Source organism: Marinimicrobium sp. (assembly GCF_002695945.1).
Lineage (GTDB): Bacteria > Pseudomonadota > Gammaproteobacteria > Pseudomonadales > Cellvibrionaceae > Marinimicrobium > Marinimicrobium koreense.
In genome coordinates, this window is record NZ_NZQP01000031.1 from 20330 (window position 1) to 30312 (window position 9983).

General features: G+C 60.1%; 7 protein-coding genes. 4 read left to right on the top strand and 3 right to left on the bottom strand.

Annotated features, from left to right (window positions below):
• Window positions 1–16 precede the first annotated feature (16 nt).
• Both CMG77_RS07890 and CMG77_RS07895 read right to left on the bottom strand, forming a co-directional pair.
• Window positions 17–1552 (bottom strand): putative bifunctional diguanylate cyclase/phosphodiesterase, encoded by a 1536-nt coding sequence (locus tag CMG77_RS07890; RefSeq protein WP_286806862.1) that lies wholly within the window; start codon window positions 1550–1552, stop codon window positions 17–19.
• A gap of 322 nt (window positions 1553–1874) precedes the next feature.
• A complete protein-coding gene (locus CMG77_RS07895) occupies window positions 1875–3080 on the bottom strand; it encodes a glycoside hydrolase family 26 protein (RefSeq protein ID WP_286903985.1) in 1206 nt (401 codons plus the stop codon).
• A 1517-nt stretch (window positions 3081–4597) separates the two neighbouring features.
• On the opposite strand from CMG77_RS07895, the gene CMG77_RS07900 reads away from it, so the two are divergent.
• From CMG77_RS07900 to CMG77_RS07910, 3 genes are all read left to right on the top strand, one after another.
• Window positions 4598–5695 carry a glutamate synthase-related protein gene (locus CMG77_RS07900; RefSeq protein ID WP_353743464.1) on the top strand — a complete coding sequence of 366 codons (1098 nt, stop codon included), beginning with the start codon at window positions 4598–4600 and terminating at the stop codon, window positions 5693–5695.
• Window positions 5688–6200, top strand: a complete 513-nt coding sequence (locus CMG77_RS07905; protein WP_123637558.1) for a DUF3806 domain-containing protein — start codon at window positions 5688–5690, stop codon at window positions 6198–6200. Before CMG77_RS07900 ends, CMG77_RS07905 begins: the two co-directional genes overlap by 8 nt.
• 293 nt (window positions 6201–6493) lie before the next feature.
• On the top strand, window positions 6494–7066 hold the full coding sequence (locus tag CMG77_RS07910) for a TMEM165/GDT1 family protein (protein WP_286903987.1): 573 nt from the start codon (window positions 6494–6496) through the stop codon (window positions 7064–7066).
• Window positions 7067–7210: 144 nt separating this feature from the next.
• Here the strand turns inward: CMG77_RS07910 and CMG77_RS07915 are convergent, their stop codons facing one another.
• Window positions 7211–7654, bottom strand: coding sequence for an HIT family protein (locus CMG77_RS07915; RefSeq protein ID WP_502691788.1), 444 nt, complete (start codon window positions 7652–7654; stop codon window positions 7211–7213).
• Window positions 7655–7975: 321 nt separating this feature from the next.
• Here CMG77_RS07915 and CMG77_RS07920 point away from each other — a divergent pair, with 321 nt between their 5' ends.
• On the top strand, window positions 7976–9805 hold the full coding sequence (locus tag CMG77_RS07920) for a DEAD/DEAH box helicase (protein ID WP_286903991.1): 1830 nt from the start codon (window positions 7976–7978) through the stop codon (window positions 9803–9805).
• The last annotated feature ends 178 nt before the right edge of the window (window positions 9806–9983 follow it).

A 9983-nucleotide genomic window follows, 5' to 3' on the forward strand; every position in this document is an offset into this window, starting at 1 on the left:
CACCAGAGTCTGCGCATCAAGCGTTGACCGTTTGCTGCAGAACCAGAGTCCGGTATTCATCCCCCGGCATGGGGCGGGCCAGCCAAAAGCCTTGCAGGTAGTCCACACCCAGGCCTTCCAACGCCAGACTCTGGGTTTGCGTTTCCACGCCTTCGGCCACGACTTTCAGATTGAGTGCCTGAGCCATGGCCACGCTCGCCTCTACCAGTGCACGATCCTGCCGGGATTGATCCATGCCCTGCACAAAACTGCGATCAATTTTCAGATAACTGAAGGGGTGTTGGCGCAGGTAACTGAGTGACGAGTAGCCCTGACCGAAGTCATCCATGGAGATGGCGACCCCCAGGTCGGTCAATTGATTGAGAACTTCCGCCGCTTCGATCACGTTATTCAGTAGTACGCCTTCGGTAATTTCCAGAATCACGCACTGCGGGTCGATACCGGATTCGTGCAACGCCTGCTGCAGATCACTGACGATGTACCCGTGCACAAACTGCTTGGGAGAAACGTTCACCGAGATGGTCAACGGCTGACCACTCTCCCTGATCAGTTCAACCGTACGGAAAAAGGCTTTTCTGAGCACCATCATGCCCAGTTTGCGAATCTGCCCGCTCTGCTCCGCGACCGGAATAAAGTCCGCCGGTGAAATAAACCCTTCCGCCGTGCGCCAGCGCACCAGAGCCTCGGAGCCGGTGCAGCGCCCTTCAACCGGCTCGTACACCGGCTGAAAGAAAACTTCCAACCCATCCTCTTCCAGCGCCTCGCGTAATTTCTGCTGAAGATCAAAACGATGCTGCAGGCTGGTGGCCATTTCCGGCTGATAAAAGTTGAAGCAGTGTTTGTATTTTTTGCTGTGATGCAACGCCAGATCGACGCTGCGCATCAGGCCCAACAGCTGTTGACCGTCCTCCGGATAACAGGCCACCCCGGCACTGGCGGTGACGGTCAGTTCCATACCGTCGACGGTAACCGGTTCGGTCAATGCTTCGAGCAGCGCACCGGTACGGGCCGCCACCCGATGGCGGCTTTCGGTACCGGCGCACATCATCAGAAACTCATCCCCACCCTGGCGTACCAGATGCTCCCCGGGCCCGAGCTGGGCCTTGAGTCGCTCCGCAAGCGCGACGATCAGTTGATCCCCCGCCCTGTGGCCCAGACTGTCATTGACCTGTTTGAAGTCATCCAGGTCCAGCAGGATGACACAGAAACCTTTGCCGCTGCGTTCGGCCTGCCCCAGCAGCCTTCGCATGACCCGCAGGCCGAAGCGACGGTTCGGCAACCCCGTCAGGTAGTCGGTGTAGGCTTTGCGGCGCACGAGAGACAGGTGCCGGCGTTTCAGATCGAGCTGCCGGGAGAGCGCCCAGTTCAGCCGATAGGCCAACAAGTAGATGATGACGCTGGAGGCGATGACGAATAACCAACCTTTGGTGGTCTGCCAGAACAGGAAGCTGGTGGAGTCTGCGGCGACCAACCAGTACAGCACCCGGTCGGATAGCAATATCCACAAGGAGGCGAGCGCGAGGTAGATCAGAGCTATCCGTACTGGGGTCATAAAGGGTCGTTATCACGTCAACAGGCTTGCCTTGAGGATAGCAGCCATAGAACGATGCGACCATATGTCGGCGCTTTTTTGCTCCACAATAGACTATGGCAATCACTGTTATAGCGACTGCCCGTTGCTATACTTGGCTCAGGTGTCCGCCGAGGGCTGTGCAGTGACGGGAGTTTCGCCCCTACGAGCGCCCATCTCGGCGCTCCTGATGCCGGTCCCCTGCGGCGGCAAGCGCCGCGGAAAATCCCCTCAGGGCCGGTCAATCAGCCGACAGACGGCAGCCCAGCGGACACCCTCTTCCCTGCGTCCCGGCGCATCAGCGCTACTCGTACAGGGGTGGCAGGTCGGCCTCAAACAGGGTCGCCGGATGTTGGTGGAACTCGATGAAATCCTCCGCCGCCGGATGATCCGGGTACGGCACATAGAAGTGATCCCGGCTCTCCCGCTCACGATTGGCGTTACGCCACACCTGCATATATACGATCTGTCGCGTCCACTCGTTCGCCTGCCAGCCTTTGAGCAGCCGTTCGGTGAAGAAGTCTGACTCGAACAGTGTATCCTGGCCACCTTCGGTCATGGCCGCCAGTTTACCGCGCTGCGCCGCCAATTTGGCCAAGGCACCCAGACTGGCAATAAACCGCCCGGCATCTTCCTCCGGTGTGGCGGTGTTGGCGGAATGGCCCAGATCCCAGTAGTTATCAATACCGAGAATATCCACGTAGTCATCGCCGGGGTAGCCATAAAGATAGGACGATTCAAACTGATCCAACGTCAACCGACTGCGATCCGGAGAAAACGCGAACAGCAGCTGGTGGAGCTGTTGCTCTTGGGTCAGATAGTCCACGGTAAAGCGCCACAAGGCTCGATAGTCCTCCTCGGATGTCGGCCCCTTGCCCCACCAGAACCAGTCGCCATTGTGTTCGTGCCAGGGCCGGAAAATCAGCGGCATGGGTCCGGTGCGGCCATCGGGCAATGACACTTCCAGGGAGCGGGCGAACGCCGCAAATTGATCCAGCGCCAGGCGCAGGTCCTGATGGTATCGCCCGCCCGGCAGCAGCTCGGCGGCGCCGGTGTCGGTTTCCCAGGAGCTGCTGCCGGTACCCGGGTGGGTCATATGCCAGGAGATACTCACCACCCCACCGCGGCGGTAGGCATCACGCATCCAGTCCCGCATTCGCGCAAAGGGGACGCCGTCCAGGTTCCGGGCATCGTTCAGCTCCAGGTGTCCCAGATCCCAGCCGTAAAGCGCGGGGTAGTCACCCGTGGTGAGTTTGACATCGGAGCGCCCGGAGTCATCACGCCACTGTACCCCGTACGCCAGGCTGTCCTGGTGACCGAATAGAAAGCCCTCGCCTTTCAGCCGGTGCAGGTTGCGCCAGAGCGCCTGGGCGGCGGGATCAATGTTCTCAGTGATGGGCTCGACGGAGCCTGCGGTTTGTTGCGGGGCGTCAGANTGAGGNGCTGAGCAAGCCGTCAGCAAGGCNACCAGGCCCGCCAGCAGGCCGTGAAAGACGGTGGTCCTGACCATATCACACCTTNNTTATTGGGTTATTGACGTTGTTTTGGCACGCTGCCGTCGACCGGAGNGGTTCGACGCCNACNGATTGTAATCGGTTACANNNCCAGNATGCAATTGTCTCTNTGGCAGAAGAGAAAAACNTTNAGGGGAAATCCCCGGGGCGAAACCCCGGGGAGGCAGGTGGATCAGCGGTTGAGCAATGACCGGACAGCGTCGACTTTTTCCTTATCGTCATCGGACATACGGGACTCCAGCTCCTCTTTCAGAGCGCCNTCGGCNTCCGANCGCACTTCCGCTTCCACCCGCTGGCGGGCCTGCTGCAGAAGCGGGTCGAGAATCGCCCGGGTCAGCTGGGCCGGGGTCAACCCCTGCTNACGGTCACCCAGGTTTTCCAGNTTGATGTCCCNCAGCGTCAATTCACGATTGCCCAGTTCGTCCGAACTCAAGNTCAANCCGGCGTTGGTGAAGCTCAGTTTCTCCACCATAAAGCGCACATCGGGGCTGGCGGTGGTGGACTTGGGTGNTTCTTCCNGGGAGCCGGAACTCATCTGGTCCAGCAGGGTTTTGAGNTTGATCTGGGTCAGGTCTCGATGCTCGGCNTTGAGCTGGGCACCATCGACTTTGATNTCCTCAATNACCACCACATCCTCGGTGATCGAACNNGGNCGNATATCCANCNNNACNTCGCCNACNCGAAAAATCGGCTGATNCGAATAGCCTTGNGGGTTGGCNATGGACAAGCCACTGATGGTNCCCCGCCCNTCGGTCANNTCNATGTGTACCCCATCCACCTGNACGTCNGTTTTGGTCACCGTGGGTCCNACCGACTCGATGGCCGNNTCGACCAGAGTGTCCAGGTTNCGCAGGCCGATAAACANCGCGATGGCGATGACAACGATCAGGGCCACCAGAATGCTGACTATGATTTTTGTGGCTTTCATGGAGGTTCCTCGGTTTNTGACAGGGTNTTGTATGGGGTGCGACATGGTCGCAGNCCNCTAAAAGCCTTATGATAGCGGCCAGNTTGAACTCACGCCAATGCCATTTTCGGCCCGACANTGAAGGTTGCCATGTTCGANGATGTATTTGCTCTGAAATTGCTGACCATTCTGGTCCTNNTTTTTGTCACCCTGATCGGGGTCGGGNTGCTCACCGTNGNCGCCATGTANGTGGTGGATNTTACCCANCGCAAACACACCATTCGGCGGAACTATCCGGTGATCGGTCGCTTTCGGTATTGGTTNGANCANCTGGGCGAATTTTTCCGGCAGTANTTTTTCGCCATGGANCGCGAGGAAATGCCNTTCAACCGGGCCGAACGCGCCTGGGTNTANCGGGCNGCCAAAAACCTCGANCTNAACCTGGCCTTCGGCTCCACCCGGGACCTGAACCCGTCGGGCACGGTGCTGTTTCTGAANTCGGCCTTCCCCACTCTGGAGCNGGANGCNGCCATNCCCTCGGCGGTCACTNTTGGCCCCTACTGTCGGCANCCCTACACGACCTCGGCCTTTTTNCANATTTCCGGNATGAGTTANGGCGCNCTCTCNGCNCCGGCNGTGCGNGCNCTNTCCCGAGGCGCCGCCAAGGCCNGTTGCTGGCTGAACACCGGTGAGGGCGGCCTCTCGCCCTTCCATGAAGAGGGAGGCGGCGATCTGGTATTTCAGTTGGGCACCGCCAAGTACGGCGCCCGGGACCTGGACGGCAAACTCTCGGACGAAAAATTGATCCAGCTGTCGGCCAAAGAATCGGTCAAGATGTTTGAGATCAAACTCAGCCAGGGAGCAAAGCCCGGCAAGGGGGGCATTCTGCCGGCGGAAAAAGTCTCCGCCGAAATCGCTGCAATCCGGGGCATTCCGGAAGGACACGCATCTATCAGCCCTAACGGCCACCCTGATATCCGTTCGGTGGACGACCTGCTGGATATGATCGACCACATCCGTCAGGTCACCGGCAAACCCGTGGGTTTCAAAACCGTGCTGGGCGATAAGCAATGGTTGCGGGATATGGTGGCCGCTATCCGCATTCGCGGTGTGGATCGGGCGCCGGATTTCATCACCCTGGACAGCGCCGACGGCGGCACCGGTGCCGCCCCGCAACCGCTGATGGATTACGTCGGGCTACCGCTCAAGGAAAGCCTGCCCTGGCTGTGCAACCTGCTTAGTGAAGCGGGCCTGAAAGAGCGTGTGCGCGTGATCGCCTCCGGCAAGCTGATCAACCCCTCCATGGTGGCCTGGGCCATCGCGTGCGGCGCCGACTTCGTGACCAGCGCCCGGGGGTTCATGTTTTCCCTGGGCTGCATTCAGGCCATGCAGTGCCACAAAAACACCTGCCCGACCGGGGTAACCACCCACGACCCGAAACTGCAACGGGGCCTGGACCCCACCGACAAGGCCGAGCGGGTGGCCCACTATCAGCGCAATCTGACCTACAGCGTCGGGCTGATCGCCCACGCCTGCGGCGTTCCGGAGCCGCGCCTGCTGCGCCGCCACCATGTGCACATGGTGTTACAATCCGGCCTGTCTCAGCCCTTGAATGAACTCTACCCGGAGCCCATCACTCTGATAGAGAATGGCGAGGATTCTCCCGCACTGGACTCCAAACCCAAAGAGGTAACCCATGAATAAATTGTGTTTCGGTCTGGGCCTGCTGCTCCTGCTTGCCAGCCCGGCCACTCTGGCCCAGGAGGTCACAATTGAGGACCTGGCCTGGATGGACCGCAACCACATGGCCCAACAGGTACAGCGCGTGGACGACCTGGCACGCACCCGGGTCGGAAGCCAGATTCGCGAGGATCTGAGCGATCTGACCACGCTGCAGCGGATTGTCGATCGGGAGCTGGTCGATCAGGACGACCGGTTGACGCTTCAGGCGCTGGGCGCGGTGCTGGGCAATGTGATGGCCGCCGAAGTGGACGAGCTGGAGTGGAAGATTTACGAGGACAACCGGGGCCGTAGCCGGGCGCTGTGTGTCGAGGGCACCGAGGAGTGCCTGTTCCCCATCACCATGCTCTCCCGAAGGATGGAGGTGGGCCTGAAGCCCGATGTGCGTCAGGTGTATAAAGACGCGCTGGCGCTGATTGAACCCTATTTGCCGGAGTTGCCCTACGGCGGGGCTGCCAGCCGTCGCTGAAGCCCGGCCACCACGGCCCCTCGGAGCCCCGCCGGAGAACGGCGAACGATTCGCATTTGACTTGCGGGGCAACACTTTCTAAAATGCAGCCCTCTCTCGGGGGAGTAATCGGCCAGCGCGCAGTATCGCTGGCGTTACTGTCAACATAATTGCGCCACAGCGCATGGCAGTAACACCCCACCCTGCGGCTCCGCCGCACGGGTCGGGCTGATGAGACCTGAGGTACAGACGCTTATCCCGGCGGGGTGGTGTGTGTATCTCTGTCTAACAGCCCCGCCCGGACGACGTTTTTGATGGAAGCACTGATCGGATCGACTCTCGCCGTGGCTCTGGCCGAAATCGGCGACAAAACCCAGCTCCTGGCGCTGCTTCTCATTTCCCGCTATCACCGCCCCTACGCCATTGCCGCCGGCATCCTGGTCGCCACCCTGATCAACCATGCCCTGTCCGCCCTGCTGGGCAGTTGGCTGGCGGACCTGATACCCGCACAGTGGGTGCCCTGGATNCTCGCCAGCAGCTTTCTGATTGTCGCCCTGTGGACCCTGATTCCCGATAAGGCCAGCGATGAGCCTGGCCGCTTCCATCAATACGGGCCATNCGTGGCCACTCTGGTGCTGTTTTTCCTGGCGGAAATCGGCGACAAGACCCAGGTCGCCACGGTGGTGCTGGCGGCCAAATTTGACGCCTTTCTGATGGTGGTGATCGGCACCACGGTGGGCATGTTATTGGCCAATATCCCGGTGCTGTTTGCGGGCCGCTGGCTGATGGACAAGATTCCGCTCAAGTACGCCCGCATCAGCGCCTTCATGTTGTTCGTGATTCTGGCGGTGGTGACGNTGATTCATACCAATGGGCANGTACATTGACGTGTTACATAGGGTTCAGCTTGGGTTACGGCGGATGCGCGCTCACGCGCTTATCCGCCCTACGCAAACCACGGCAGGTCGTGTAGGGCGGATAANGCCGANNGCCGCATCCGCCGNNANCAAANCCCGACCACACCNGCCAATTTAACTCAAATNCGCTTCACCATGCCCCTGGGCAACCAACACCTTGCGAATCTTCTGCGCCGCCTCCGCCAGATCCTCGGCGTCAGCGCTGNTCGCATGGTCAAAACTCAAATCCCCCATTGAATCCAACGGCACCAGGTGNATATGGGTNTGCGGNACTTCCAGACCGGCGATCATCATTCCCACCCGCTTCGCCGGATAGGCCTCTTTCAGGCCCTTGGTCACTTTCTGGCTCACCTGAATCAGGTGGCTGAGTAAGGCCGGCGGCAGGTCATCCCAGTGATCCACCTCCTCACGCGGCACCACCAGTACATGGCCCTCACGAATCGGTTGAATGGTCATGAAGACCACGGCNTTGTCGTCTTTCCAGACAAAATGGCCGGGGAATTCGCCGGAAATCACTTTCGAAAATACGCTTGCCATAATTCGCTCCTTTATTGACATCAGGTTGTTACNGACAAGGATAACATTGCGCGGGCGATGAAATGCGCCTATAATCCGCGCCTCTTCAGTTAAGCCCTCTATGCGTTTGGGGAAATGGTGTTACGGGGCAGAGCTGAGACGACAGGGACCTGTCATGGCTGCAAGAGTGCAGCCCANGCGACCGCCCACTGGCGGAACACACGCCCAACGTGCCGCGATAAGGCCCCGGACCTGCCGAGATCGCACCCTCTGATCACCCGACAACACCCCCTGACCACGCCGCGCCCATTATCCCGCTGCTCCGGCCGCCGCGCGCCTATTGCATATTGAGGCTAACACTCCATGACCGAACAAACCCCCTTGCTGTTTACCGACCTGGGCCTGTCTGAACCCGTGCTTCAGGCCATNCAGTCCGTCGGCTACGAACAGCCCTCGCCGATCCAGGCGGCCGCCATTCCGGCCCTGCTNGATGGCAAAGACATCGTGGGCATGGCCCAGACCGGCACCGGTAAAACCGCCGCGTTTGCCCTGCCCCTGCTCTCGCGCTTCAACCCCGAGCAGCGCGAGCCGCAGATTCTGGTGCTGGCACCGACCCGCGAGCTGGCCATTCAGGTGGCCGAAGCGTTTCAGCGCTATGCCAGCAAGCTGAACAACTTTCACGTACTGCCGATTTACGGCGGCGGCGACATGGGCGGCCAGTTGCGCCAGCTCAAACGCGGCGCCCAGGTGGTTGTGGGCACCCCGGGTCGGGTAATGGACCACCTGCGTCGCGGTACGCTGGACCTGTCCAAGCTGCAGAGCCTGGTGCTCGATGAAGCCGACGAAATGCTGCGCATGGGCTTTATCGACGACGTCGAATGGATTCTGGAGCACACACCCAAGGAGCGCCAGACCGCCCTGTTCTCGGCCACCATGCCCAGCCAGATCCGCAAGGTTGCCAGCCAGTATCTGAACAGCCCTCAGGAAATCAAAATTGCCAGCAGCACCTCCACCGGCGCCAACATCGAGCAGGTGTACTGGATGGTCAGCGGCACCAACAAGCTCGATGCCCTGACCCGCATTCTGGAAGTCGAGCCGTTCGACGGCATGATCATTTTCGCCCGCACCAAGAACGCCACTGTGGAGTTGGCGGAGAAACTTGAGGCCCGCGGTTATGCAGCGTCCGCGCTGAACGGCGACATGAACCAGCAACTGCGCGAACGCACCATTGAGCGGCTGAAAAACGGCAAGCTGGATATCGTGATCGCCACNGACGTGGCCGCCCGTGGTATCGACGTGGAGCGGGTCAGCCACGTNCTCAACTACGACATTCCGTACGACAGTGAAGCCTACGTGCACCGCATTGGCCGCACCGGTCGTGCCGGTCGCAGCGGTAAGGCGATTCTGTTTGTGGCACCGCGCGAGAAGCGCCTGCTGTACGTGATCGAAAAGGCGACCCGCCAGCCGATCAAGCACATGGAGTTGCCGACCGGCGCCGCCGTGACCGCTCATCGNATTGATCAGTTCAAGCAGTCGATTCAGCAGGTATTTGATACCAGTGTGGATCTGAGTTTCTTTAACGATCTGTTGGCCGATTTCAGNCATCAGACGGACCGTTCACCGGAGGAGATTGCCTCGGCCCTCGCCTATCTGGTGCAGAAAGAGCGCCCGCTGCAGGTGAAGCTGGCCGAGATTCGTCCGGAAAAGCCCAGCACCAAGGGCAAGAACAAGCTGGCTCGTGAAGCCAAGGCNGGCAAAGGGCCGAAGCCCCGCGTCAATGATTCGGACCTGCAGCGNTATCGNNTGGATGTGGGNCGCAGTCATGAGGTTCGTCCGGGGGATATCGTCGGCGCCATTGCCAATGAGGCGGGTATCGACAGTCAGTATATTGGTCACATCAAGTTGTTTGATGAGTTTTCCACGGTGGATCTGCCCAAGGGTATGTCGCCGGAGGTGATGCAGTTGCTGAAGAAGGTGCGGGTGCGCAATCGGCCGCTGAATATTGCCGAGGACACGGGTCCGCGCAACGATGGTCCGGCGCCGGATTTCAAGCGTCGCGGTCCGAAACCGGGCGATAAGCGTGCGCCGGGTAAGTTTGCGGGTAAGGGCAAGCCGGATGGTAAAGGTAAGCCGAAAGCGAAAGTGCGTGATCGTGATGTGAAAAATAAAGGGTATCGCGCGAAGAAGGCATAGTTCGCACAGGCAACCCCGTTAAACCCACCATAGGGGGCAACGGGGACCACGGCGGCCACGGTATAAACCGGTTGGAGACTCTCGGAGGCATGGATGCCGACGAGAAGCCCCCAGGGATGGGTTCACGGCGGGTCTCCAACCGGGTTATACCGTGGCCGCCGTGGTCCCCGTTGCCCCC